This is a genomic window from Pseudoalteromonas sp. SR41-4 (assembly GCF_014163985.1).
Taxonomy (GTDB): Bacteria; Pseudomonadota; Gammaproteobacteria; order Enterobacterales; family Alteromonadaceae; genus Pseudoalteromonas; species Pseudoalteromonas rhizosphaerae.
Genome location: NZ_JACJEI010000020.1, coordinates 59,817 through 86,226, shown reverse-complemented (window position 1 = coordinate 86,226; position 26,410 = coordinate 59,817). Strand labels below are relative to the sequence as shown.

Genomic DNA, 26,410 nt, shown 5'->3' with positions numbered 1-26,410 from the left:
AACAGCCACATCGACAGGCGAAGTAAACGAATTTGTTTATTGATTTTTAATTGACCGTCAATTTATAAAAACGGTCAAAAAAAACACTACTGCCTATTGACAGAGTTAAGGCTCATATGTGTTAGGCATCTGCAAGGTTATTGACACGAATAGCTCCCATGTGAAGCCCGTATACAATTGAGAGTTTACTTTTGGTGTTATGAAAAAATATCATATAGGCAGTGTTATTTGGCTCACCATACTCTTCCTTGCTGCCGTAATATTCCAAAAACCAATTAAGCTTCTCCGCCTTTTCATTCTCACTGCTATTAAACTGATCTGTGAGATAGTTTATGTATGAAACCCTATCATTCGCAAAGCCTACGTGAATACGAGTTACGTCATTTTCAACAACAAATTCAAAATCTATGTCTTTTTTACTTGAATCTTCAATCCTTTCTACTGATGAGAAAGTCGATAGCTTTCTGAATACTTTATCAGGAGTTAAATCCAACTCTATGATTGGGAATTCGGGCTCAAACTTTACCTTTTTGAAGATGTTAAACATAGGGTTGCCTAATAATTTTATCTACGACATTTGTCGTTTTATAAACCGACAAATCTCCATATTACGATGTATTTATCTTAGTCATCAAATAAACAGCTGTATATAATTAGTAACTTCGTTTCACTTTTCTAAATGCAGCAATACACCCAAATGGTAGAGAGCAGTAACATTGGACAAAATTCAAGCTGCTATTGATGTATACAGTTAGTTGCTGATTAGTTTTGTTTTATTGTAAATTAACGCGTGACTATTTTATCGGGGTCAGAACACACAATCTTATGGCTTATGGCTTATGGCTTATGGCTACAGCTCCACAAAAAAACCGTTGCTATTGGCATAGCAACGGTTTTATATTTTCTGGCCGCTTTACTTAAGCGCTAACTGTAGCTCTCGGTTGCGCTCTAGCTGCGCTAAGAAGTTATCTGCTATTGGTTTAAACTTAGCAAGCTCGTCGCGAGGCAGAGGCTCTGACTTCGGTAACTTAACCGTTTTAGGGTTACGGTGAACGCCGTTAACTAAAAACTCGTAGTGTAAGTGCGCGCCTGTTACACGACCGGTGGAGCCGACAGTACCAATTTTTTGACCTTGCTTAACTTTTTGACCCGTTTTAACTAGTTTCTTGTTAAGGTGTAGGTATTTAGTGACGTACTGTGTGCCGTGACTAATAAATATATAGTTACCATTATACTTACTGTAACCAGCTTTAATTACTTTACCATTACCAGAGGCAACTACTGGCGTTCCAGTACGAGCTGCGTAGTCAATCCCACGGTGTGCTCTTACTTGTCCTGTTACAGGGTGTAAACGACGCGGATTAAAGCTTGAGCTAATATATTTAAAGTTAACTGGTGCACGTAAAAATGCTTTTTTCATACTACGCCCTTCAGGCGTGTAAAAAGTACCATCGCTGTGACGGATAGCCGCGTAACGTTGACCTTGGTTAATAAACTCAGCGGCAATAATTTTACCTGTGCCAATAAACTCGCCATCAACATAATGCGATTCATAGATTAAACCAAATTGATCGCCTTTACGGATATCATTGGCAAAATCCACATCCCAACCGAATATATCAGCAAAGTTCATTATTTGCCGTTCACTTAAACCAGCAGCAATACCTGAGGTCCAAAAGCTGTTAGTAATTTCTCCGCCTGTTGATTTAGTTAATGTTTCAATTTCTTTACTATCAATAGACGTATCGTAGTTACCTTCTTCATTTAATGTAACGAACAGGGTATCTGTTTTTGAAATCACATAACGTAACTGTGCCAAAGAACCATCTTCGGCGGTAGCAAAGCTTAATGTTTCACCAGGGTGAATTTTACTAAGTTTACGTGTTTCTGCATTGGTATTAAGCAGTTTATGAACGGTTTGCGCCGAGAATCCGGCGCGTTTGAAAATAAGTGCTAAATTGTCACCGTTTTTAACTTCGAAATCGATGAGATCGTATTCTGGGAGTTTTGCTGCATCTTCTTGCGAATTTAATTCAGTTAATTGCTCAACGTCATCAACTTTAATTTGTAATTCGTAGCGCTTGCCAATTTCTAACGCATCAGCGCTATTGTCTTTAGAGGCGGTGGCTTTTTCTGAAGGAATGAGTGTTAAAGCAGCAATAGCAGAAACCAAGCCTAAAATAAGCAATTTGTGTTTTTTTGGGAGAGTGTGCACAACGCGAACCATAACGTGCCTTTTCCTGCTGTCAAGATAATTAATCACTAATATTGCAGGATATACTTAATAAAGCGTTAATACCAGTGTTTTGTAGATTTAAACTGGCGCGGATTTACGCTAGAATCACCAGACTGACTGAATTTTTTGGAGTAATACATAGTGGACTTACAAACCGCTCTAGCAGAGATAAAACGCGGTGCTGAAGAAATATTAATTGAAGACGAGTTAGTCGAAAAGCTAAAGTCTGGTAAAAAGCTAAAGATCAAAGCTGGTTTTGATCCAACTGCACCTGACTTACACTTAGGTCACACTGTGCTAATTAATAAAATGAAAACCTTCCAAGACTTAGGTCATGAAGTGATTTTCTTAATTGGTGATTTCACCGGTATGATTGGTGACCCAACGGGTAAAAATGTAACTCGTAAGCCACTAACCCGTGAAGATGTATTGGCAAATGCTGAAACATATAAAGAACAAGTATTTAAAATTCTTGATCCGGCTAAAACCACGGTTGCTTTTAATTCAACTTGGATGGAGAATTTAGGCGCTGCAGGTATGATCAAGCTAGCAGCACGTCAAACGGTTGCTCGTATGCTAGAACGTGATGATTTTAAAAAGCGTTACGCTGGCGGACAATCAATTGCGATTCATGAGTTTTTGTATCCATTAGTGCAAGGTTGGGATTCAGTTGCGCTTGAAGCTGATGTTGAGCTCGGTGGTACTGATCAACGCTTTAATCTATTAATGGGTCGAGAGCTACAAAAAGACGAAGGCCAAAAGCCACAAACCGTATTAATGATGCCTTTACTTGAGGGCACTGACGGTGTGCAAAAAATGTCTAAGTCATTAGGTAACTACATTGGTATTACTGATGCCCCTAACGATATGTTTGGTAAGATCATGTCTATTAGTGATGAGCTGATGTGGCGTTATTATGATTTGCTAAGTAGCTTATCAATTGACGAAATTGCTGCGCTTAAAGAAAAGGTTGCACAAGGTACTAATCCGCGTGATATTAAAATCGATTTAGCAAAAGAAATGATTGCTCGTTTTCACAGCGATGCGGCAGCTGTTGGTGCGCATGAAGATTTTATTAAACGTTTTCAAAAAAATGCCTTACCGGATGATATCCCAGATATGACTGTAACGATTGATGAAGATACCGTATTTATTACTAACTTGCTTAAAGAAGCAGGCTTAGTTGCGAGTACATCAGAAGCTATGCGAATGATCAAACAAGGCGCAGTTAAAATCAATGGCGAAGAAAAGGTCACTGATACTAAGCTTGAAATTGCAAAAGGCAGCACAGCTATTTATCAAGTTGGTAAGCGTAAGTTTGCAAATATTACCTGTGCTTAATAGGTAAAGAATGAAAATTCAGTTTTAAAAACCAGCTTCGGCTGGTTTTTTACTCTTTGTGATCTACAACATTGTTTTAATGATTTCGATGCCAAATATAACCAGTAACCAAAAGCCACGCGCTTGATTTAGCCTATTGATCAATACAGTAATATCATCAGCCTGCGGTAAACGTTCAGTACCAATACGCATTTTATCAAATCGAGTATCTTGGTATATGGCAGGGCCACCGAGTTGCACACCAACAGAGGCCGAACAACAACTTAATAACCAGCCACTATTTATTTGATAAAAATGTCGTCCATAATGCTTGATATAATGAATGCTCAATTTACTGGCTTTACTTGCTGCAATAGTCAGCGCCAATATCCGCGTAGGTAACCACTCAAGAATATATAATAGCCAACTAAGTGATTTTAAAAATGGGCTATTAGGCATAATATCTTTGCGCCAAGCTTGGTGGATCAAAGTCAGTAAGCGATAAGCCAGTGCAGCCATAGGGCCAAATAGTAGATAAAAGAAAATAACGCTAAAGTAATGACGAGCAACTCTTAAGATCAGCGTTTCCATGATAGCTTTGCAAAGACCTGGGCCTGATAATTTATCTACCTGACGAGCAAGTAGCGGTTTTAATAACTCTCGGGCTGTAGACTTTTGATTTTGTTTAACGAGTCGTGCAATGCGCAGCGCTTTACTTTCTACACTTCGCCACTCTAGGCTGAGGTATAAAATTAACCCAGCTAATAGTTCAGGGTAATAGGCGAATTCAAGCAGTAAGACTACCAAGGTCATGATCACTAAAATGACTAAGGTGAAACACAACGAGGATGACAAATATTGGTAACTTGCAGGTTCACTCTTTCGAAAAACGCGTTTCCCAAGAGCTCTAAATACCGCAGTTAAAAATGTATTTGGGTGATACCAGCTTACCAAAGGTAAAAAGCGCTCAGCAAGGAGCGCTAATATAAATACAATAAAGTCCAAATGTTGCTGAACTAAATTGAGTAACACGTTAGAGCGTTACCGTAGTCAGCTTTTCTAGTAATGCGACCACCATTTTTGATGAGTTTATTGAAGCGGTTTCTAGGTATTCTTCAAATGACTGTGGTGACTCTTTACCTGCAATATCAGACATTGAACGGATCACTACAAACGGTGTAGCTAAAGAAAAGCATACTTGTGCAATGGCAGCGCCTTCCATTTCTACAGCTAACATAGTAGGGAAGTCCGCGCGGGCTTTATCAATACGCACCGGATCACACATAAATGAATCGCCAGTACAAATTAAGCCGATCAGGGTCTTCACGTCACTGATGCTTTCAACACTTAGTTGTGCAGCCTCTATTAATTTAGGGTGAGCGGCAAAACCAGCAGGCATCTGTGGTACTTGGCCAATTTCATAACCAAAAGCGGTTACATCAACATCATGATGACGTACCTCAGATGAAATTACCACGTCGCCAACACTCAGAGATGGATCAAAACCACCGGCAGAGCCTGTGTTGATCACACAGTCTGGTTGAAAATTATCAATTAATAACGTTGTTGCAATACTAGAGGCGACTTTACCAATACCTGATTGCACTAAAGTCACAGTGTTACCAGCTAATTCACCTGTATAAAAAGTGAAACCTGCTTTAGTTAGAATTTGTGGATTTTGCATTGCTTCACGCAAAATTTTAACTTCTGGCTCCATCGCGCCAATAATACCGACATTCATAATTTTAAATTCCTCTAATTAGATGTTTAGATTATACGTGAAGTTAGCGATAAAAAACAAAAATGCGAGCTTAAAAGCTCGCATTTTATCGTTTAAGAAAACTTATATTTCAGCTAAAGCTGTGGAATGGGCTTTAGCTTGCGAAGGAGATAGTACCGCCGGCTTAGTAACACGGTTGCGTGTCGGGCGACTACTTTGTGCTGTCGGCTTGCCAAGCTTAAACATAATTGCTTCGCGTACTTCTGATGGCCGATAGCCAGATTTAACTTTCATACGGATATGTGGAATGCCAGCAGCTTCAAGTGCACCATTAACAAACCAGTCTCGTTGTGCTTTATGACCATCTTTATTGGCGTTGTTTACTAAGTCAACCGCTGCCACAATCGTCATCTTTTCTTTATCAATCAGCACATAATCCAGTTGTTTGTTTTTTGCTTTAGCGATTGCAGCACGTTTAGCTTTAGCAGATAAACCTTTTTTACAATCGATGATATCGATTAATTTTACACGGCTAACAATTTTATATTGATCGCCTACAGCACGTTCTAAAAGGTTTAAGAATGAGCTTTCAACTTGCGTAAATACACTGGTTTTACGCGTGAATGGGTAAGGGTTTCCGCCATCATCGGTAAACTTTGACGCAACAACAGATGCCCCTACGACTAATACTAAAATTGATAATAAAGCGAATTCCATACGGTAACTCCACAACAACAAATTGACACTATAAATTACTTAGCAATTTACGTGCCCAGTTGTAATGAAGTTACACTTTATAACAGCTAAGTTATGGCTGGTATCCGCCAGCAATTCCTTTTACTGCAATCGCTACAGCATCATGGGCATGCAGAGATTCATAATGGTTTATTTGTAACCAGTAATCGGCGTATTGTGCATCTTCTAACACGGCTTTGATTTTACGCGCAGCATCTTCACAAAACATCAGATTTTGACCATTTAAACGGGCGAATTCTTGCTCATCTTCACGCTTAACTGCCGCTTGTACAGGGGTTTTAAGCTCATCTTCAAGAGTATTGATCAAGCTTAAAATATCAAACTCACGGATGCTACTATCTAGTTTGACTTTTACATTGGCAATAGAGCGTTGAGAATGCGGTGTGGCGATTATGCCATCGGTACTGCCAAGCCAGTTGACCACTTCTTCATGGCTAAGAGTATGCTGCTGAAACTTTTCAACAAAGGCTTGTTGAATAAGTTGGCGAGCTAATGCCGCTGAGCATGGGCAAGTTGATGAGTAAGTTACATCAAGGCTTAATTCAAAACTAAGTACACCGCGGTCAATTTTTGCCACTATGGTCAACGGGTAGCTTTTCCAACCCGCTTTGCCGCTAAGGAGTGATTTTCTGCGCAGCGGTAGTTCAAACTTAAATTCAATTTTAGCTTGGTCGCTTAATCCAGTGTGACTAGAGATAAAGCTATCGAGCGCTTGTGCAATAGTTTGCGGGTTAACGTGTTGCTCAGTTGACAGGGTATCGAGCGCTAAAAATAACCGCGACATATGAATACCTTTTGCGTCTTCTTTGTGAAGATTAACAAAAGCACGAGCTTTAGCGTTGACATTAATAGGCGCAAGATCACGAGATTCAAATAAAAAAGGCAGTTCAATATCAGCCATACCAACCCAGTCTAATTTACCTGTTTGTAAGGCGGGAGCCGTATCTGCTATATCGGGCATGTTGCTTTGCATGGAAAATCTCGTTATTGGCAATTGTAAAGCGCAATATTTTACACGAAATAAATAAAAAATACGTGGTAGATGAAAATTTTCTGTTTTCGTCGCGGAACATGAAAATAGTTAATGCAAAAGTGCTAAAATCCTAACACTAGTCGTTTTTTTATAGCTGTGTAGTCAGCTGATTTTTTATATACTTATATGTATAGCTAAGAGACAGATTTATATATGATCGATTCCTCTTTGAGTCCATGGGCTCGAATACTTTCTAGTTTAATTACTCGATTTGGTGAATTCAAAACCGCAACTATTTGTTATGTCTTACTATTAGTACTGGCATTAATATTATCGTGTATGTTTTATTATGTTGCAGTAGGCGAGGTGATGCTTGTCGATGTGCTTGCCGTGATATTTTTTACTGCAGTAGTGTCGCCCATTATTATCAGTGTGTTGATCAATTCAATCCGCCAGTTAGATGCTTCCTATGCGTATTTAGATAGTGCCACTAAGCAAGAAAAATTATTAAATCAAACTTTAAAAGATAATATCAATCGCTTAAATGTAGAGATAGATGAACGTAAAATGGCATTTCATGCCAAGCACCGTGCAATCGAAGAACTCAGGCGAGAAATAGTTGAACGTAAAAAAACCCAGCAAGAGCTTGCTCAACAAGGCATGTTACTGCGCTCTATTGTTGATTCATCCCCTGATTTATTTTATTACCGTGATAACAATGGTGTTTTTGCCGGCTGTAATAAAATGTTTGAAGAGGTTATGGGGAAATCAAGTGACGAGTTAATAGGTAAAACTGCAGAGGAGATTTACCCAACGCAATTCTTACCGGAAGTATTACTAACTGATAACAAAGTCGAAAAAACTCACGCCGCTTTAACGCTTGATGTTGAATACCCTGTAGGCAATGAAAACCGTTGGTTTGAAATGCGCAAGCTCCCATTTATTAATGATGACGGTGATTACATTGGCTTATTAGCATTTGGGCGTGATATCACCAGCCGCAAAGAAGCAGCTCAAGCACTTGAAACCGCTTATAAAGACAAAGGGAAATTTATTGCCACCCTAAGTCATGAATTACGAACTCCACTCAATGGTATTGTGGGTTTAACCCGTATGTTACTAGACACCGACTTGGATAAGCAGCAACGTAGTTGGTGTAACACCGTATTTTCTAGTGCTGAAACATTAGGAAATATTTTTAATGATATTATAGATTTAGATAAGATAGATCGCGAACAACTCGATATTGTTACCGACTCAATAAACGTCTCTGATTTTATTAATGATGTGGTTAACTTTGCAGGATTGATCGCTGAGCAAAAAGACTTAGAGTTTGAAATTAAGCGCAAAGGCATGCTGGATATTTATGCGCAGCTAGATCCGACCCGATTACGCCAAGTGGTATGGAACTTAATAAATAATGCGGTTAAATTTACCCAAAAAGGTAAAGTTCAATTAGCGTGTGCTCGGGAAAATCGTGCGGATGGCGCGTGGTTAGTCATGAAAGTAACAGATACCGGGCAAGGTATTCCACAAGAGCAATTACATCGTATTTTTGATATGTATTATAAAGCGCCGGATTTAAATGGTACTAATGCGATAGGATCAGGTATTGGTTTAGCGGTCACCAAGGCTTTGGTTACAGCAATGAAAGGACAATTACATGTAAGCAGTACCGAAGGAGAGGGCAGCTGTTTTGTGGTTGAAATACCGCTGGCGCTTTGTATCGCTCCGGCTGAACAAAGTTATGTTGGCCGTAGTTTGAATATCTTGCTAGTTGAAGATGTGCCGCTTAATGCTGAAATCGCCACTAACTTACTTGAGCAACGTGGTCATGAAGTTATCTGGGCTGAAACCGGTGAAGATGCATTGTCGTTTGTTGAAACTGAGGATGATCTGGATTTAGTACTGCTAGATATGCAACTGCCAGATATTAATGGCGATGAAGTAGCAAGACAGATCCGTGCCGATAGCCATTTTGATAAGTTACCTATTGTCGCGCTTACGGCTAATGTGCGTAGCGCCGAAGAAGAGTTGCAAGGGATCTCAATTCAAGGCGCATTAGCTAAACCTATCAATACCACGAAGCTTGATAAAATGCTGGCTGAACTATTTGATATTAAACATCTACAACAGTCTGATGAAACACGCCTGACGGTTAGCAAAGAAGCCAGTGAAAATATCAATGTAGAGTTACTTGATGTTGAAACCATTGAAGATTTTGTTAATTCGATGGGCATAGTAACATTTAAGCGCAGCAGCAGTTTATTTGAAAAGCTAAATCCACAGTATCAGCAAGAGTTAGCAACGTCATTAGCAGCCGGTGACCGTGAAGAGTATAAGTCTGTAGCACATAAGCTTAAAGGTGCTGCAGGTTCAGTTGGTTTAAATGATGTACAGTTACACGCTAAGACCATGGAGCATGGTTCTATTGAAGAAAGTGATGAAGTATTAAAGACTTGGTTAGTAATATTGGCAGATAAAATAAATGAAGGGCAACATGCCCTTCATTTATTCTTACAGCAATTAGAACGTTAATGCTGTCATTACTTGGTAAAACAGATATTAACTATCAATTTTACCAATGAAACGATAACCTTCACCATGGATGGTGCTGATAAGCTCAGATGTGCTGTTATCACTTTCAAAATGCTTTCTGATACGACGGATCGTTACATCAACGGTACGGTCATTCGCACGTAACTCACGACCAGTCATATGCTTGATTAGTTGCTCACGACTGAAAATACGGCCCGGAGAGTCAAGCATTAGACGCAGTGCTCTGTATTCACCTTTAGGTAAACGTTTGGCATCACCATTTGGCGATGTTAAACAGCGACTATTTTCGTCAAGTTCCCAGCCATTGAATGTGATCACACCATTTGTTTCAAGGCTTGATTCTTCACCACCAAGGGCAGTACGAGAAAGCAAGTTACGAGCACGAATAGTTAATTCACGAGGATTGAACGGCTTAGTAATATAGTCGTCCGCGCCAATTTCTAGGCCTAAAATACGGTCTACATCATTATCACGACCGGTTAGGAAAATAAGTCCAACGTTACGCTTTTGACGTAATTCACGCGCTAGTATTAGCCCGTTTTTGCCTGGCAGGTTGATGTCCATAACTACAAGGTTCACATCATCATTATTTGTAAGCTTGTCATGCATGTCATCGCCATCAATGGCTTCAATAACTTTGTAACCTTCAGCTTCAAATAAACTAACGAGGTTTAGTCGAGTTACGTCTTCATCCTCTACAATCAGAATGACTGGCGTTTGCATTATTAATTAACCTTTTTCGGAATATTTTATTTACAATTAATTCGGTATTGTATTATAAAACCGAATACTAGTGATTATAGGAGTATATCCAATTGTTAACAAGTAAAATCAATTCGGATGAAATTTAGAAACAGCTAATAACCGAGATTGCACTTTAAAACTGCTGCGCAACAACTGCTGCTTATTGATATACAGTCGGATTTTATTCCCTTCTTGGACCAAAGAGACAACGCCTCCTTTTTCTAAAAAACTGATACTCTCACCAACTGTTAAGGTACTTAATGAAATGGTATCGATCCAAAGTGGAATTATATCATCTTCCATTGTTTCATCAATGTATGTGATATCACAAAAGCGAGAAAGTTCAGAAATTTGCTGTTTTTTATTAATTAATAAGGTTTCAATCGGTATATCGTTAATTTTAAGATTCGAATTATCCTTTAATAGCTCACCAATCCCATGTTCAACGTCATAAAAACAAAAAGTCACAGCCTGTTTATTGTTAACTTTAGGGAACTCGACGAATTTTGCAATCTGAAATAGGAACGCCGATTTGACTTGTTCAGGGGATTTGGCCTGTAAAAAGGTAGGAAACAGCAGCATCAGAGCCAGTAATAAACCTGTTAATCTCATACTTTACTTGCCTCTGTTAATGGCAAGGTAATTATAAAGCGCGTACCTTCTATATTTTGATCATCAAAGTAAACACTGCCTCCTAAGGCTTGTGTGACTAAATTGTAAACTAAATGCATACCTAAACCACTGCCACCTTCGCCGCGCTTAGTGGTAACAAAGGGATCAAAAATGCGTTTTTTAACGCTTTTATCAACTCCGATACCATTATCGTAATAGTTGATGATCAAGCTACTTTCGTTACGTTCCACTGTGACTTCTATTTCGTTATTTTTATTATCTTTAAAGCCGTGGATTATCGAGTTACTTAATAATTGCTGTAATACCTGTTGTAGGGGACCCGCTTTACTTTCGATCATCAATTGTTCAGAACAATGAATAACGATTTTAGGAGCCTTGATCTCTAGTTCAGTACGCATAGAAAGCATTACGTTAGTTATAAGATCATGCATATTGATCAGCGAATTAAGCTCACCATCTTGGTTTACTGCTACTTTTTTAAAGCTGGATACCAGTTCCGCAGCACGATTTAAATTTCGATAGATAAGGTCTAAGTTTTCTATGCCATTGTCGATAAAGCGCTTCAATTGGTTTGAGGTTAAGGTTTTTTGCTCAAACCCTAGACTTATTTCTGCCAGTTTATCGCGAAGCAGGGTAGAACCAGTGATCCCTAAACCAATCGGTGTATTTACTTCATGTGCAACACCTGCAACCATCTGCCCTAAAGAGGCCATTTTTTCACTTTCAACAATTTGGTTTTGGTATTGATGCATTCGCTCAAGGGTTGTTAGCAACTCTTGATTTGCCTCTCGGAGTGCGATTGTACGTTGATTTACTTTTTCTTCTAGGCTTTGGTTTAACTGTTTAATTTCTTGCTTATCATTCTTATGACGCTCTATTTGATTTTGTGTGCGAGTTAGCATGATATTTAAACTATTCGAAAGCATATTGACTTCGGTAATATTAGTTTTCGGAGCTCGGGCGCTATAATTATGATTTTTCGAAACATCTTGCAGCAACGTACTTAATTGGTCAATGGGGTCGGCAATACGCTTTTGAATTCGTTTTGCGACAAAATAAACCAGTATTAAAACGAATAGCGTTAAAAGGATATCAATAAGAATTTTTTGGTTAATATAGGCGTTAAGGCGCTCTAAGCCACCACGAATATACACATAACCCTTAATATCACCTTCGTAAGTAATTGGTTTGATTAGCTCTATGTAGTCTTCAGTGATTCTAGGTTCTTGAAGTTGCTCAATACTATCAACTCGAAGTGGCACTGGTGGGGTTTTTCGTGCATTGAAACTGGTAAAAAATACTGCTTTATTTGATATTTCGTCGATTGCATAAATATGTATGTTTTTAATGAGTGGAATTTTTTCGAAAGATTTAAGGCGTTGCTCTTCGGTTTTCCTATCATCAAACAGTACACTTACTTGTGCATTAAAAGCGATTATTTCAGCGAGAATATTGAGCTTGTTGACGATTAATTGCTTTTGCTCTTTGACATCTAGGTAGGTTGAAATAGAAATAGATAACGATAAACACAAGGCAGTAACAAGCATGACTGCGCTTATCAGTGCTTTGCGAATACTTGTTGGCGATGTTGATTTAGACATTATTGTAATGAAGGCCAAGTTATTTAATTTTTATCTAGTTGCTGTAAGTCTAGCAAAGACCTATCAAAGTGACTAAAAAATATAATAACTTTGTTGAAAAGCTGCCATTTATATTATTTGGCAGCGTTTGTGAGGTTATAGCAGCAATTAACTGCTATACACTGAAAACTTATTGGTTTTGTGTACTACTTGATAACTACCGAACTGAGCTTCTAGAATTGGCGGGTATTTCAAGAAGCAGTTTGCAACAATGGTTAACTTGCCTTGCTTAGTCAAGTGCTGTTTAGCACCACTTAAAAACTGTTCAGCAACAGTATAATCAGTGGCAATACCGGTATGAAATGGTGGATTTGAAATAATAAGCTCAAATTTTCCAGTTACATTTGCTAACCCATCACTCAGTAAAGCGCTACCGTTAACACCGTTAAGTGCCAATGTTTGCGTGGTTGCATAAGCTGCAAGAGCACTAACATCCGTACAGGTAAAATTCAAAGCTGGATTTTTTAAACCTAAGAAGGTCGCAATAAGACCCGCGCCACAGCCAAAATCCAGTACATTGCCAGATTTAATTACAGGTGCATTCTCTAACAGTATTTTAGTACCGCCATCAAGTTCACCGTGATTAAATACACCAGGTACGCTGATGGCATTAAAACTAACGCCAGCAACATCAACATTAAATTGCTTATGGTAACGAGTAATAACAAACTCAGCTAAGGTTTTTATCTCGGTGAATAAATACAAAGCACAATGGCGGGCACTATCGATTTTATTGCTGTATTCACAGTGGCTACTAAATTGCTTTTCAATCGATTTCACACCACTTTTATTTTCACCAACCACCAGTAACTCAGCGTCTGGGTTGATAACCGCGCGAATATTGTCCAACGTCATCAATGCTTCAGGTTTTGCTTTTGGGTAATAATAAATAACGAGGTCAAAGTGTTGACCGGCTATCTCATGGCTAACACAAACATCAATACTGTTGATATTTTTAGCAAACTCACCATTAGCATGGTTGTAACTAAAAGCGCTGATCTTGCTGTTTGGATTTAACTGGCGCAGTTGTGACAAAAAGCCATCTTGCACAAAATTAACTACTAAAATAGAGTCCGCCATTAGGTTTGCACTATTGCGTAGTAAAAGTGAACTTGGATTAGTTAATGCGCTCATAAATGGCTTTGCCTTAAAGTTGTTTTGATTAATTTAGCTAATACGCTCGAACATTAAATCCCAAACGCCATGACCTAAACGATGGCCGCGTTGCTCAAATTTCGTCAAGGGACGTAAATCAGGACGTGGTACATAATCGTTAGTCTCAGATTGGTTTTTAAAATGCTCCGCTGCTTGCATTACTTCAAGCATATGTTCAGCGTAGTTTTCCCAATCTGTTGCCATATGGAATACACCGCCAATTTTTAATTTGCTACGCAAGCTCTCTACAAATGCAGGTTGCACAATACGACGCTTATGGTGGCGTTTTTTATGCCATGGGTCAGGGAAGAATAGTTGCACCGTAGTAATGCTGCCCTCTGCAATACAATCAGCAAATACTTCAACAGCGTCATGCTCAAAAATACGTAAGTTTGTAATGCCTGCTTCATCAGCATCCATTAAACATGCGCCAACACCTGGGCGGTGTACTTCAATACCAATAAAGTTAAGGTGTGGTGCGCTCTTGGCCATTTCGACCAATGATTTACCCATGCCAAAACCAATTTCTAAAACAACGTCGTTGTCATTACCAAATACTTGGGCTAGATCAAGCATGCCTTGTTGATGTTCAAGCCCCATGGTTGGCCAGCATTTTTCAATTGCCGCAGCTTGTCCTTTGGTTAAACGACCTTCGCGCTTAACAAAACTGCGAATGGTACGAATATATTTACCTTCTTGCATCGCTTGCTCAAGGTTATCGTTACTTGAATCACTCATATATTTTGGCCTGATGAAAACAACATGTCTTAAAATGGTGGCGTATTATCCCTGACCACGGCGTTGATCACAAGGCCTTATCTTTTGTGTATGTTTATAACTTGATATTTTAACTCACTGCAATAGACTGAGCGCCATTAAGAGTCGGGTTTAAAAAGTAATTATTTTGAAGTTAAACAACAGTGAAGCAAGCTGGTTTTCTCAGCAAGTAGTCGATTGGTATGAATTACATGGGCGTAAAACCTTACCTTGGCAATTAAATAAAACACCTTACAAGGTGTGGGTGTCTGAGGTGATGTTGCAACAAACTCAGGTAGTCACAGTTATTCCTTACTTTGAAAAGTTTATGCAAAGTTTTCCAGATATTATCGCTTTAGCAAATGCAGATGAAGATCACGTGCTGCATCACTGGACCGGATTGGGCTATTATGCTCGAGCTCGCAATTTACATAAAACCGCAAAGATAATTCGAGATCAATACAAAGGTGAGTTTCCAACAACGTTAGACGAGGTTGTCGCTTTGCCAGGTATTGGGCGCTCGACTGCAGGAGCTGTTTTATCGCTTTCTCTTGGCCAACATCATCCTATATTAGATGGTAATGTAAAACGTGTGCTTGCCAGATTTTTTATGATTGAAGGTTGGTACGGAGTCAAAAAAGTTGAAAACCAATTATGGCAACTATCAGAGCAGTTAACTCCAGCAAAACAAGTGACTGAGTTTAACCAAGCAATGATGGATTTAGGAGCAAGCCTTTGCTCACGTAGCAAGTTTGACTGCCAACCTTGCCCGTTGCGTTCGCGTTGTGGAGCGTATAAGACTGAGCAGGTAAAACAGTTCCCTCATTCAAAACCTAAAAAAGCAGTGCCAAAGAAAGTGTGCCATCAATTAATTATTCAATGTAATGATCAAGTATTGATGGAAAAAAGGCCTAACTCAGGAATATGGGGCGGTTTATTTAGTTTTTTTGAATTTGAGCAAAAATCTCAGTTAGATACTTTTTTAGCGCAGCAAGGGCTTGCTGTTACAACTGTGCCAATTGAGCCTTTTACGCATATATTTTCGCACTTTGAATTAACTATTAATCCGCATGTACTCACTTTGCATAAAGTGCCTGATGTGGTGAATGAGCGACAACTAGTTTGGTACCCGTTGGACCAGTCAATAGAGGTTGGTTTAGCCGCCCCAACTAAAAAGCTAGTTAAACAAATTGCTACAATAGTTTACACTAACTGATATCGTTTCTAAGAGCACAAGAGAGCAATCATGGCACGCACTGTATTTTGTCAAAAGTTACAAAAAGAAGCCGAAGGGCTTGGTTTCCAACTTTACCCTGGTGAGTTGGGTGAAAGGATTTTTAATAATATTTCTAAAGAAGCATTTGCACAGTGGCAGCACAAGCAAACAATGCTGATCAATGAAAAACATTTAAATATGATGGACCCAGAGCATCGTACTTTTCTAGAAGAGCAAATGGTTGGCTTTTTGTTCGAAGATAAAGATGTAGAAATCGAAGGCTACCGTCCGCCAGAAAAATAATTTTCACATGCGAATAAAAAGGGCAATAAGCCCTTTTTTACTGCTTGAATTAAATCAGATCATCTTGCTCTTGGGCATTACTAACTTGTTCTTTTAAAAACTGCGCAACACGGGAGTACTCAATCTCTAAATTGTCACGCAGTTCAATTAGTTGATCACTGGTTAAGTCTTGTTCTTTACAGTTATCTTCAAAGTCAGCAGCTAGCTCAGCTACTTTTTCTGCGCCAATTGTTTTTGATATAGATTTAAGTTGGTGGCAAGCTGCAATTATTATTTCTTTATCACTGGTCATTACCCCTGTGTTAATGTCTTTAGCTAACGTATGGCTTTGCTCTAAGTACATTTTAAAGAATCGTAACTGCTTTGCTTCATCATTGTTTATGTATTTAGCGAGCATTTCAAAGTTAATTGGTGCTGACGGCTTATTAGGAGAAGCCGTAATCGGTCCTTGCTTGCTTTCACTCCAACTATTAAGAGTTGCCTCTAGCGTATTTAATTCAACTGGTTTAGTAATGAAATCGTTAATGCCAGCATTTAAACAGCGTTCTTTTTCACCCTTTAAGGCATTTGCTGTTATTGCAATAACATAAGGCTGAGCGTTGATGTCTTCAAGTTGTGCAGCTTCGTCGCGAATTTTTTCAACCATGTCGTAACCTGACATTTTAGGCATATGTAAATCAGTTAAAATTAACGGGTAACGGCCGCTTTGCCACATTTTTAAACCTTGCTCGCCGTTATCAGCAACTTCAACGCCAAACCCAAGTAAATGTAGTTGATCGGTAAGTACTTGTTGATTCAAAACATTGTCTTCAACAAGTAGCACGAGTTTGTTTTCTTCACGTGCTTGTTCAATATTTAAATAATTATTAAGGGTTTTAACAGGTTTAACTTGTTTTGGTGTATGCAGCCCCGCAGCAACCAATAACGACATCATAAAGTTTGACTTACACAATGGTGACGCATTGAGATAGAAGATGTTTTTATGATTTATTGCGGCTTCATCTAATTTACTAAGTACGATCACCTGTTGGTTATTATCTTCAAGGGTGTACAGTAAACGGCGTAATAAGTAATTAATGCTATCCATTGAATCGATCCCATCAAGCAACCAGATAACGCCAGGGTTATCTTGAGATTGTTCAATTTCTTGCACCGTTTGCGCCGTAATTGTGTTTGCCCCCATAAATGATAAATAACGAGAAAGCGTTTGTTTTCTGCTTTGATGCTCAGTGATGAGTATTACAGAATGATCTTTCAACGCACCTTTATGGGCATACTTTATGGTGTTTTCAGTACTAAATGGCAATTCCACCACAAAGTCACTACCAATACCTATATCGCTGGTAACACTAATGGACCCTAACATTAACTCGGTTAAACTTTTACAAATAGATAAACCTAGGCCTGTGCCACCGTACTCACGGGTAATTGATCCTTCAGCTTGAATAAATGGATTGAATATTTCACGCAGTTGAGCTTGGCTCATACCTTTACCATTGTCGCTGACGCTAAAACGCAGAGTAAAATGGTCAGCAGTATTTTGTGCCACTTCTACAGCAATGCGTACCTGACCTAGACGATTTTCATCGGTGCTAGTAAATTTAATTGCATTACTACATAAGTTATAAAGTACTTGGCGAACGCGAACAGTATCACCAATTAAATTAACTGGTATATCAGGTGCTATAGCTAGCTCTAAATCAAGCTGACGTTTTTTTGCAACCGATGATAATACTCTGGCAACTTCCTCAATAGTATCCGAGACCGAAAAAGGAGTTGGGTCGATATTTAGTTTACCCGCTTCAATTTTCGAAAAATCTAAAATATCATCCAGAATCCCCAATAGTGAAAAGGCTGATTCACGAATAATTGTACTTAGGCGATGCTGAGCGCCATTGAGATCTGTTTGTCTTAGTAAATCAATGGTGCCAATAACGCCATTCATTGGGGTGCGTATTTCATGGCTCATAGTTGCTAAAAACGTGGTTTTGGCTTCGCTAGCTTGCTCAGCTCTATGGCTCGCTTTTTCAAGCGCTAAAGTGCGGTTTTGCACTTCAGTTTCCAGACTGCTTTGCAGTTTTTGCAAATCTTTTTGGGCTACGTCATTACTATTGATAGCATCTTGTACTTGCTGTAATAGTTGATTGATATTTTTAGCTACAACGCCAAGGCCGATATCTAATTGTTCGTCGATATGTGTATTGTAACTGCCAGATTTAGTGATGCTCTCTAATTCATGTGCAAGAGTGTCACTACTTTTGCGGATCCGCGTATTAAGATAAACGTTAAAAAACAGCGCTAGTAAAAATAAACTTACTCCAGCAACTCCTGCAATAGCCAATGCAAGCACGATGGAATAATTTGGCAGTAGAGGGGGGGCAGTGATTTTTTGTTTAATGATTAATTCACCAACGGGTTGATCATTTAAATTTAATTGATGATGGATAATACCTTGCTCAGCTAAATGTTGATCAAGTTTTAGCGGTGCAATTGCTGGTTTATTACTGGCAAAAACCAATTGTGTTTGAGCAGTAGGTGTATATCTATATAAGTAGTAATCAAATTGATTATTTAGCGAAGCGCTTAAATTTAGTAGTTGAGTGGCATTATCTTGTCCTGTTCGAGTCAATGCATTAACCAAAGGTGTGTCTAATTGCTCAGCTAACGTTATTAAGCTTAGTGAAATTGGTGGTGCTTTTGAGTCTTCAGTGTTACTAGGGTAAAAAGAATAAGCAACCACAGCGAGTGCTGTTACGGCTAAGTTTATTAGTATAAAAAGAGGTAACAGCCCTTTTACAGGAGAAGAAAATTTACTCTGCATTTATTATCCAACTTAATCTATTATCAACCGCAATCTAAACAGTCGCTTGTGTACTGGAAATCAATCCTACCATTTACCAGAAATAATTCACTACGTTTTTAGTGCTGTTGTTTACAAGGAGCCTAAATTAATAGAAAGTTACGTTAAACTACAAACAGCTGTTGTAATAAACAGCGTTTTTTACGTTTATTAAACAGTTTGTTGAAAAACCGTGCAAACAGTTATAAAGAATAAAAAAAAAGTTGACTTGAAAGGGCAAAACCAGTTTAATACGCCGCACACGCAGATAGCTCAGTCAGTAGAGCTAAGCGGAAAGTGTATAAAAACACTTTATAATTTTTTATTAAAACTGAAATTGCCCAGATAGCTCAGTCAGTAGAGCTAAGTGGGGATTGTATTGAAAATCCTTTGTGATTTTTTATTAAAACTGAAATCGCCCAGATAGCTAAGTCAGTAGAGCTAAGTGGGAATTGCATTGAAAATCCCTTGTGATTTTTTATTAATACTGAAATTGCCCAGATAGCTCAGTCGGTAGAGCAGAGGATTGAAAATCCTCGTGTCGGTGGTTCGATTCCGCCTCTGGGCACCATTATTTAAGTAGTGGTGTTTAAATCAAATGATTAAAACATTATTACGCGTGCCTTAGCACACAGTTTAGTGTGCCGACTTAGCTCAGCTGGTAGAGCAACTGACTTGTAATCAGTAGGTCAACCGTTCGACTCGGTTAGTCGGCACCATTTATTTAGATTAAGTGTTTAATTTAACAACTAATCTGCACAGTTAATGTGCCTCGATAGCTCAGTTGGTAGAGCAGAGGATTGAAAATCCTCGTGTCCCTGGTTCGATTCCGGGTCGAGGCACCATTTATTAAAAGTTATCAATCTTTAAAATTGAAACGTGCCTTAGCACACAGTTTAGTGTGCCGACTTAGCTCAGCTGGTAGAGCAACTGACTTGTAATCAGTAGGTCAACCGTTCGACTCGGTTAGTCGGCACCATTTATTTAGATAATTTGAAAGAGCAACTGACTTGTAATCAGTAATTCGTTCAGGTTATCAGTTCGACTCGGTTAGTCGGACCATTTATTTAGATTAAGTGTTTAATTTAACAATTAATTTGCACAGTTTATGTGCCTCGATAGCTCAGTTGGTAGAGCAGAGGATTGAAAATCCTCGTGTCCCTGGTTCGATTCCGGGTCGAGGCACCATTTATATCAAAGCCCTGCATTTGCAGGGCTTTTTTGTATCTGAAATAAACTAAGCTAGCAGTTTACGAAGAAAAACAGCGTCAATTCTGACTCTTGTACAATACCATTCTTTAATTTGTAATCTCAAAAACTCGCGCCTTTTATAAATAACGTGCAAACTAGCGCTCTTATAATTTATACCAATCGACTTAAATATTTAACTATTCTAGCGAGCTAAACAAAGCGCTAACTGTGTTATAAATTTTTCATGCAGAACAACTAGATGTCAAAATTTATGCCTTGTTATCAAATGGTCAGTAACTTAAAACGATTGGTATTAAGGCAAGCTTGACTTTCTAAACGTAAACACCGGCTTGCATTTCCCACTAGTAAATATAAATTGGCAAACTCAATCCTCAAAAACGACTCTTTATTGTGATATTTGTAATGTTATGTAAAGTCAGTTGAGCTATCTGTGAACTGGTGCTTGAATTACACTCATAAATATAAGTAATTCAGGTTTTTATATGATTTGGCAACTTAAGCCGAGTTTAGTGTTAGTCAGTGCCTTGCTGCTCAGTGCATGCAGCAATCAGCTAAATCCAACTGAACGAGTGCAACATACAGCAAATGCTCCTGAGCAATGGCAACAAGCAAAGGCGTCAGCATTTAAGGTTGAAGATAATTGGCTTCAACAATTAGAAAACCCACAGGTATTTGCATTGGTTGAACAAGCATTAGCAAGTAACCAAGAGATTTTACAATCTGGGTATGATGTTGCAATTAAACAGCAGCAATTAATTGCGTCGGGCGCGGCTCTTTGGCCGAGTTTAGATTTATCTGCGCGAACTAATCGCAGTAAAAACAATCGTCCAGTTAGTTATAGCAATGTCAGTTCAGCAAATTTAACACTTAATTATGAAGTTGATTTATGGGGCAAGCTTTCTGATGCGCAGCGCCAGGCAAACCTTGATTTTCTAGCGCAGCAGGCAAATTTTCAACAAGCAAAACAACGCTTAGTAGGTGATGTGGTCAGTGGTTGGTTTAATGTAATAACGGCGCAAAAATTATTGGCGCTGTACCAGCAACGAGAAAAAAACGCAGAGCAGAACCTAGCAATTATTGAGTCGGGTTATCGTCAAGGTATAAATGATGCCTTAGATGTTTATTTAACGCGTAATGAGTTAAACAATGAGCGTTCACGTATTGCTGGTCAAAAAGCCACTCTCAGTCAAGCAATTCGCGCTTTAGAGCGTTTAACTGGCGACTACCCGCGCGGTGCTTTAAGTGTTGAGGCTGACTTACCTCTATTAAATAAATCTATCCCTTTAGGTTTACCGTCAGAGCTTATCACACGTAAACCAAGTTTAATGGCGAGCTGGTATCAATTATTAAGTACTGATGCTAATTTAGCTTATGCTCACAAGCAGCGTTTTCCAAGTTTAAATCTGAGCGCTACGTTAGGTGACAGTGCTGATCGTGTCAGTGATTTATTTTCACCATCAAACTTAGCATGGTCATTAGTGGGTAGTATTTCTTCGCCACTTTTTGATGCTGGTAGGCTAAGTGCTGATGAAGAAGCTGCCCGTTTAGCTGTGTTACGTCAGGAGCAAGTATATTTAGCCAGTCTATATGATGCATTTAATGAGGTGGAAACAGCTATTTCGCAAGAGCAATCTTTGCAAATTCGCTACTTAGCTACACTTAAGGCACAAGAAAATGCCATTGCAGCAGAGCAACTTTCTTTTGAGCAATATCAAAGTGGCTTAGTAACTTACACTACGGTACTCGATGCGCAAGATAGGTCCTTTGACGCACAAAGCTCTGTCATTGAAATTAAGAACCAATTAATTATTAACCGAATTAATCTCCATATTGCCCTTGGTGGCGATTTTTCACAGCCAACCAACGAGTCAACTGAGCAATAATTATGAATATTAAACAAACCAAAATTATTATCCCTGCGGCTATAATCGCAGCTACTGCCTTGTTAGTAATGTTTATTAGCTCAAACCCACCAGAAGCAAAGCGTTTTGGCTCACCACCTAAAGCGCAAATAAGTGTGGCGGTGCAAACTTTACAGTTACAGCCGTATCAAGTGATGGTTGACAGTTTTGGTACTGTAAAGCCGCGCACTCAAAGTATCTTGGTCGCTCAAGCTTCAGGACAGATCATCGCCAGCAGTGAGCAATTTAGAGAGGGGGGCTTTTTTGAAAAAGGCGATGTACTCTTACAGCTTGATGACAGAGATCACCGCGCTGAAGTGAAAGAAGCGCAAGCTAATTTACTCACTGCGCAGCAAGGCTTTCAAGAAGAACAAGCACGTAGTCGTCAGGCTATTATCGATTGGCAGCGTTTAGGTAATGGTGAGCAGGCAAGTAATTTAGTACTGCGAGAACCGCAACTAGCCGCAGCTCAAGCGCAAGTACTTTCAGCACAAGCAATACTTGAAAAAGCGAATTTAAACTTAGAGCGCACAAAGATAACAGCCCCTTATGCAGGGCGAGTATTAAGTCGCAGTGTGGATCTTGGTCAAGTGGTGAGTAACAATACACAATTGGCAACTATTTACGCCATAGATAGTGTTGAAATACGGTTGCCAATTAAAAACAAAGACTTACCTTTTATTGATTTGCCAGAGCAATTTCGAGATGGTATGAAAAATGCCAATGGCTCAACTGTCGAATTTAGCTCTGACCTAGTTGGTATGCAAAAGTGGCAAGGACAAGTTGCCAGAACTGAAGGGGCCATCGATGAAAATGCTCAGCAGCTTTATGTTGTTGCCCAAATCAATGATCCTTACAAAGCAACTGCTCAAAACCAATACCCAATTAAGATTGGTCAATATATTAAAGCGCAGATCAGTGGCAAATTAGTCGCTGATGTCTTGGTTATTCCAAACAGTGCTATTTACCAAGGTACTTATGTATATATTGTTGATCAAGGTGTATTACAGCGTAAAAATATCCGCTTAGCGTGGCAAAATGCCACGCAAGCAATTATTGCCGATGGTTTGAACATGGGTGATAAGTTAGTGCTTACACCACTTGGTCAAGTTAGTTCAGGTACTGCTGTTAAAGTTATTGGTGAAGCTGATAAAGAGGGCAGTCAGCCTACTGGCAAAAGACCGTCACGTGAACAGTTAGCAGCGATGGCTAAAAAACAAGGGATCACTGTTGAAGAGCTGATGCAAAAGCGTAAAGCTGCTCGCTCGCAAGGAGATAAGCCATGATAGCTTGGTTTACTAAAAACCATGTTGCAGCTAATTTATTGCTGATCAGCATTGTTTTTGCGGGTTTATTTAGCCTTACCACGCAAATTCCTTTAGAAGTTTTCCCGTCTTTTGAAACCGATCGTATTAGCGTCAGTGTTTCCTTGCGAGGCTCAACTCCTGAAGATGTAGAGCAAGGGGTGACCATTCGCATTGAAGAGGCAGTACAAGATTTAGAAGGCATCAAACAAATATCGAGTCGCTCATCTGAGGGGTCAGCGTCAGTGAGTATTGAGGTCGACAGCGGTTACGATCCTCGAGAGTTATTGGCCGATATAAAAAGCCGAGTCGATGCAATTAATACCTTCCCAGCAGATGCTGAAAAGCCAGTTGTTGCCTTAGCTGAGCGTAAACGTGAGGTTATTGCGGTTACCGTTGCCAGTGACTACGGTGAAAAAGAAACCCGTGAATATGCAGAGCAAGTGCGCGACCAATTACTGCGCTTACCCAGTGTTACTCAAGTTGAACTCAGTGGTGTGCGTGATTACGAATTAGCAATTGAAGTAAGCCAAGATACATTGCGTCAATACAGTTTGAGCTTAAGTGATATTTCACGGGCGATATCAAACTCAAGTACTGATATTTCAGCGGGGAATTTAAAAACCCAAGGGGGAGATGTACTTATTCGCTCTAAAGGGCAAGCATATCGCAAAGACGAGTTTGCTCGCATTGCAGTTAAAAATCAAAGAGATGGTACTATTATTCGTCTAGGTGATATTGCTACTATCCGCGATGACTTTGAAGAAACCCCAGTGCGGACTCGGTTTAATGGTAAGCAAGCGGCCTTTATCGATGTATATCGTATTGGTCCACAAAGTGCCATAACAGTAGCCGATGAAGTAAAAGAATATATTGAAGGCCAGCAAAGTAAATTACCACAAGGGTTTGATTTAAGTTACTGGGATGATGATTCAGAGCTGGTTAAAAGTCGTATTGCCACACTCACCACCAATGCTTTACAAGGTGGTATTTTGGTACTGGCGTTATTGACGCTATTTTTACGTCCCGCCATCGCTTTTTGGGTATTCATTGGTATTCCAGTATCATTTATGGGCGCATTTTTAGCCATGCCATTGTTTGGGGTAACGCTAAATATTATGAGCTTGTTTGGCTTCATCTTAGTGCTAGGGATTGTGGTTGATGATGCAATCGTTACCGGTGAGAACGTTTATACCCATTTAAAAACCGCTGAATCTGGCGAGCAGGCAGCTATTCGTGGCACCCAAGAAGTTGCTACCCCTGTGACTTTTGGTGTTTTAACCACGGTTGCGGCATTTTTACCGTTAGCATTTATAGAAGGTAGTCGTGGCGCTCTGTTTGCACAGATCCCTGTAGTTGTGATCCCGGTATTATTATTCTCACTGATTGAATCTAAATTTGTATTACCTGCGCACCTAAAATATATAAAGTTACGCCATCAAAAAGGCGAACCATCTAAGTTTGATAAATTTCAACAGCGTTTTGCTGATGGTTTTGAGCATGCAATTTTAAAGTATTATCAACCGTTATTAAACTTGGCCTTACGCCATAAGCTAGCCACGGTAAGCTTGTTTGTGGGGATCTTTTTAATTATTTTAACTATGGTTACCAGTGGGTGGACTAAGTTTATTTTCTTCCCTCGTATTCCGAGCGAAACGGTGCGTGTTAGCTTAACATTACCGACAGGTACTCCATTTGAAGTGACTAATAAATACGTGATTGATATGTCGGATAAAGCACGTCAATTACAAGATAAGTACCGTGATGAAAATACAGGCGAAAGTGTTATTCTAAACATTTTAGCCACCACGGGTGGTCGTGGTGGTGCATCAAACTCAGGGAGTGTACGCTTTGAAATCACCCCTGCTGAAAAACGTGACTCTAATATAGGCTCGCGGGAGCTTGCCAGTGAATGGCGCGATTTAATAGGTGTGATCCCTGGCGCTGAAAGCTTAACTTTTAGGGCTGAAATCGGTCGCAGTTCAGATCCAATTGATGTCCAGCTTACAGCAACCTCGCTATCAACCTTGCAAGAAGTGGCTGAGCAGGTCAAAGCGCGTTTGGCGACTTACCCAACAGTATTTGATATTGCTGATAGCATGTCTGATGGTAAAGAAGAGCTGCAAATTGAGCTAACAGAGCAAGGCTTAGCACTGGGTTTAAATCGGGTTGATGTATCACAGCAAGTACGTAACTCGTTTTTTGGTGCTCAAGCACAGCGTATTCAACGTGGTCGTGATGACGTCAGAGTTATGGTGCGTTTACCTCTTGATGAACGTCGCTCGGTGGCTGACTTAAAAGATATCCTTATTAACACCCCAACCGGTGGCACAGTACCGTTATCACATGTAGCTAAACTAGTGTCTGGGCAAAGTCCTTCAACGATTAATCGTATCGACCGCTATCGGACTCTGAATGTTACGGCAGATATCGAAAAAGAAAACACCAATATGACAGTGCTGCAAGCCGATTTAAAAATTTACCTTGATGAGTTGGTGCAGCAATATCCTGGCGTTAGTCACTCTCTTGAAGGTGAGGCGAAAGAACAACGTGAATCGTTCGGCTCGCTTGCTTGGGCGTTGGTATTTGTATTTTTCATTATCTATGCGTTATTAGCTATTCCGTTTAAATCTTACTTACAGCCGCTGATCGTCATGAGTGTGATCCCGTTTGGTATGATAGGCGCCGTGGTAGGACACTGGATTATGGGAATGGAATTAACCATTATGAGCCTACTTGGGATGTTGGCCCTGATCGGTGTAGTGGTTAATGACTCGCTAGTATTAGTTGATTTTATAAATAAAAAACGCAGTGAAGGCGGCGAATTACTGGAAGCGGTAAAACTGGCTGGCGCGTCACGTTTTCGCCCTGTAATGTTAACCAGTTTAACCACCTTTATAGGCTTAATGCCGTTGTTGTTTGAAAAAGCCACTCAAGCGCAATTTTTAATCCCAATGGCTGTAAGTTTAGGCTTTGGGATTATTTTTGCGACCTTTATTACCTTGTTGCTAGTACCAGTTAATTACTTGCTGATGGAGCGAGCACAAAGCTGGTTTAAGTAAATAATAAATACCCGCAGCTTTTTGAGCTGTGGGTATTGTTACGAAAATTTCTCAAACTATTTTTTCAAGCTGAGGTAAACT

Annotated in this window: 19 protein-coding genes and 5 tRNA genes; 12 read left to right on the top strand and 12 right to left on the bottom strand. The window is 39.5% G+C overall.

The features are described 5' to 3' along the window. Positions 1-121 precede the first annotated feature (121 nt). The gene (locus H5180_RS15775; protein WP_182734484.1) at positions 122-547 is read right to left on the bottom strand and encodes a hypothetical protein; all 426 of its coding nucleotides are present in this window, start codon (positions 545-547) and stop codon (positions 122-124) included. Between the two features lie 366 nt (positions 548-913). Then, entirely contained in the window at positions 914-2,227 is a 1,314-nt protein-coding gene (locus H5180_RS15770) for a peptidoglycan DD-metalloendopeptidase family protein (protein ID WP_145237580.1), read from the bottom strand. A gap of 150 nt (positions 2,228-2,377) precedes the next feature. Between H5180_RS15770 and tyrS the strand changes: the two genes are divergently transcribed. Further along, the gene (gene tyrS / locus H5180_RS15765) at positions 2,378-3,577 is read left to right on the top strand and encodes a tyrosine--tRNA ligase (protein ID WP_145237578.1); all 1,200 of its coding nucleotides are present in this window, start codon (positions 2,378-2,380) and stop codon (positions 3,575-3,577) included. A 63-nt stretch (positions 3,578-3,640) separates the two neighbouring features. Here tyrS and H5180_RS15760 read toward each other — a convergent pair whose 3' ends face one another. The 4 genes from H5180_RS15760 to folE2 all read right to left on the bottom strand — a co-directional run bounded on the left by H5180_RS15760 (position 3,641) and on the right by folE2 (position 7,005). Continuing rightward, a complete protein-coding gene (locus H5180_RS15760; protein ID WP_182758579.1) occupies positions 3,641-4,588 on the bottom strand; it encodes a cobalamin biosynthesis protein in 948 nt (315 codons plus the stop codon). Between the two features lies 1 nt (position 4,589). Next, positions 4,590-5,297, bottom strand: coding sequence for a 5'-methylthioadenosine/S-adenosylhomocysteine nucleosidase (gene mtnN / locus H5180_RS15755; protein ID WP_145237572.1), 708 nt, complete (start codon positions 5,295-5,297; stop codon positions 4,590-4,592). 102 nt (positions 5,298-5,399) lie between these two features. Continuing rightward, positions 5,400-5,993: a DUF2726 domain-containing protein gene (locus H5180_RS15750; protein ID WP_145237569.1), complete on the bottom strand. Its 594-nt coding sequence runs from the start codon at positions 5,991-5,993 to the stop codon at positions 5,400-5,402. A 91-nt stretch (positions 5,994-6,084) separates the two neighbouring features. Next, complete coding sequence (gene folE2 / locus H5180_RS15745) at positions 6,085-7,005, bottom strand: GTP cyclohydrolase FolE2 (RefSeq protein WP_182732442.1); 921 nt, start codon at positions 7,003-7,005, stop codon at positions 6,085-6,087. A gap of 213 nt (positions 7,006-7,218) precedes the next feature. On the opposite strand from folE2, the gene arcB reads away from it, so the two are divergent. Beyond that, a complete protein-coding gene (arcB, locus tag H5180_RS15740) occupies positions 7,219-9,543 on the top strand; it encodes an aerobic respiration two-component sensor histidine kinase ArcB (protein WP_145237561.1) in 2,325 nt (774 codons plus the stop codon). 27 nt (positions 9,544-9,570) lie between these two features. Here the strand turns inward: arcB and arcA are convergent, their stop codons facing one another. From arcA to trmB, 5 genes are all read right to left on the bottom strand, one after another. Further along, on the bottom strand, positions 9,571-10,287 hold the full coding sequence (arcA, locus tag H5180_RS15735; protein ID WP_016709833.1) for a two-component system response regulator ArcA: 717 nt from the start codon (positions 10,285-10,287) through the stop codon (positions 9,571-9,573). 108 nt (positions 10,288-10,395) lie between these two features. Then, positions 10,396-10,920, bottom strand: coding sequence for a YfiR family protein (locus H5180_RS15730; RefSeq protein ID WP_182758577.1), 525 nt, complete (start codon positions 10,918-10,920; stop codon positions 10,396-10,398). After that, positions 10,917-12,542, bottom strand: coding sequence for a sensor histidine kinase (locus tag H5180_RS15725; protein ID WP_145237555.1), 1,626 nt, complete (start codon positions 12,540-12,542; stop codon positions 10,917-10,919). Before H5180_RS15725 ends, H5180_RS15730 begins: the two co-directional genes overlap by 4 nt. 147 nt (positions 12,543-12,689) lie before the next feature. Next, a complete protein-coding gene (gene rsmC / locus H5180_RS15720) occupies positions 12,690-13,715 on the bottom strand; it encodes a 16S rRNA (guanine(1207)-N(2))-methyltransferase RsmC (RefSeq protein WP_145237552.1) in 1,026 nt (341 codons plus the stop codon). Between the two features lie 33 nt (positions 13,716-13,748). Continuing rightward, entirely contained in the window at positions 13,749-14,474 is a 726-nt protein-coding gene (gene trmB, locus H5180_RS15715) for a tRNA (guanosine(46)-N7)-methyltransferase TrmB (RefSeq protein ID WP_145237549.1), read from the bottom strand. Between the two features lie 166 nt (positions 14,475-14,640). On the opposite strand from trmB, the gene mutY reads away from it, so the two are divergent. Then, positions 14,641-15,708: an A/G-specific adenine glycosylase gene (gene mutY / locus H5180_RS15710; protein WP_220493125.1), complete on the top strand. Its 1,068-nt coding sequence runs from the start codon at positions 14,641-14,643 to the stop codon at positions 15,706-15,708. 30 nt (positions 15,709-15,738) lie between these two features. Next, positions 15,739-16,011, top strand: coding sequence for an oxidative damage protection protein (locus H5180_RS15705; RefSeq protein ID WP_145237543.1), 273 nt, complete (start codon positions 15,739-15,741; stop codon positions 16,009-16,011). Between the two features lie 49 nt (positions 16,012-16,060). Here the strand turns inward: H5180_RS15705 and H5180_RS15700 are convergent, their stop codons facing one another. Next, positions 16,061-18,832, bottom strand: coding sequence for a hybrid sensor histidine kinase/response regulator (locus H5180_RS15700; protein WP_182758575.1), 2,772 nt, complete (start codon positions 18,830-18,832; stop codon positions 16,061-16,063). Positions 18,833-19,345: 513 nt separating this feature from the next. Between H5180_RS15700 and H5180_RS15695 the strand changes: the two genes are divergently transcribed. The 8 genes from H5180_RS15695 to H5180_RS15660 all read left to right on the top strand — a co-directional run bounded on the left by H5180_RS15695 (position 19,346) and on the right by H5180_RS15660 (position 26,329). Further along, a tRNA-Phe gene (locus tag H5180_RS15695) sits at positions 19,346-19,421 on the top strand. 72 nt (positions 19,422-19,493) lie between these two features. Further along, positions 19,494-19,569, top strand: a tRNA-Thr gene (locus H5180_RS15690). A 50-nt stretch (positions 19,570-19,619) separates the two neighbouring features. Beyond that, positions 19,620-19,695, top strand: a tRNA-Phe gene (locus tag H5180_RS15685). Between the two features lie 58 nt (positions 19,696-19,753). Next, positions 19,754-19,829, top strand: a tRNA-Thr gene (locus tag H5180_RS15680). 133 nt (positions 19,830-19,962) lie between these two features. Beyond that, a tRNA-Phe gene (locus tag H5180_RS15675) sits at positions 19,963-20,038 on the top strand. A gap of 506 nt (positions 20,039-20,544) precedes the next feature. Then, entirely contained in the window at positions 20,545-21,945 is a 1,401-nt protein-coding gene (locus H5180_RS15670) for an efflux transporter outer membrane subunit (protein ID WP_182758573.1), read from the top strand. Between the two features lie 2 nt (positions 21,946-21,947). Beyond that, positions 21,948-23,249, top strand: a complete 1,302-nt coding sequence (locus H5180_RS15665) for an efflux RND transporter periplasmic adaptor subunit (RefSeq protein ID WP_182758571.1) — start codon at positions 21,948-21,950, stop codon at positions 23,247-23,249. Beyond that, positions 23,246-26,329, top strand: a complete 3,084-nt coding sequence (locus H5180_RS15660) for an efflux RND transporter permease subunit (protein WP_182758569.1) — start codon at positions 23,246-23,248, stop codon at positions 26,327-26,329. The genes H5180_RS15665 and H5180_RS15660 overlap by 4 nt, the downstream gene beginning before the upstream one ends. Positions 26,330-26,410 lie beyond the last annotated feature (81 nt).

Coding starts and splice junctions, on each gene's coding strand:
- H5180_RS15775 (WP_182734484.1), bottom strand. CDS start 547: ATGTTTAACATCTTCAAAAAGGTAAAGTTTGAGCCCGAATTCCCAATC.
- H5180_RS15770 (WP_145237580.1), bottom strand. CDS start 2,227: ATGGTTCGCGTTGTGCACACTCTCCCAAAAAAACACAAATTGCTTATT.
- mtnN (WP_145237572.1), bottom strand. CDS start 5,297: ATGAATGTCGGTATTATTGGCGCGATGGAGCCAGAAGTTAAAATTTTG.
- H5180_RS15750 (WP_145237569.1), bottom strand. CDS start 5,993: ATGGAATTCGCTTTATTATCAATTTTAGTATTAGTCGTAGGGGCATCT.
- folE2 (WP_182732442.1), bottom strand. CDS start 7,005: ATGCAAAGCAACATGCCCGATATAGCAGATACGGCTCCCGCCTTACAA.
- arcB (WP_145237561.1), top strand. CDS start 7,219: ATGATCGATTCCTCTTTGAGTCCATGGGCTCGAATACTTTCTAGTTTA.
- arcA (WP_016709833.1), bottom strand. CDS start 10,287: ATGCAAACGCCAGTCATTCTGATTGTAGAGGATGAAGACGTAACTCGA.
- H5180_RS15730 (WP_182758577.1), bottom strand. CDS start 10,920: ATGAGATTAACAGGTTTATTACTGGCTCTGATGCTGCTGTTTCCTACC.
- H5180_RS15725 (WP_145237555.1), bottom strand. CDS start 12,542: ATGTCTAAATCAACATCGCCAACAAGTATTCGCAAAGCACTGATAAGC.
- rsmC (WP_145237552.1), bottom strand. CDS start 13,715: ATGAGCGCATTAACTAATCCAAGTTCACTTTTACTACGCAATAGTGCA.
- trmB (WP_145237549.1), bottom strand. CDS start 14,474: ATGAGTGATTCAAGTAACGATAACCTTGAGCAAGCGATGCAAGAAGGT.
- H5180_RS15705 (WP_145237543.1), top strand. CDS start 15,739: ATGGCACGCACTGTATTTTGTCAAAAGTTACAAAAAGAAGCCGAAGGG.
- H5180_RS15700 (WP_182758575.1), bottom strand. CDS start 18,832: ATGCAGAGTAAATTTTCTTCTCCTGTAAAAGGGCTGTTACCTCTTTTT.
- H5180_RS15670 (WP_182758573.1), top strand. CDS start 20,545: ATGATTTGGCAACTTAAGCCGAGTTTAGTGTTAGTCAGTGCCTTGCTG.
- H5180_RS15665 (WP_182758571.1), top strand. CDS start 21,948: ATGAATATTAAACAAACCAAAATTATTATCCCTGCGGCTATAATCGCA.
- H5180_RS15660 (WP_182758569.1), top strand. CDS start 23,246: ATGATAGCTTGGTTTACTAAAAACCATGTTGCAGCTAATTTATTGCTG.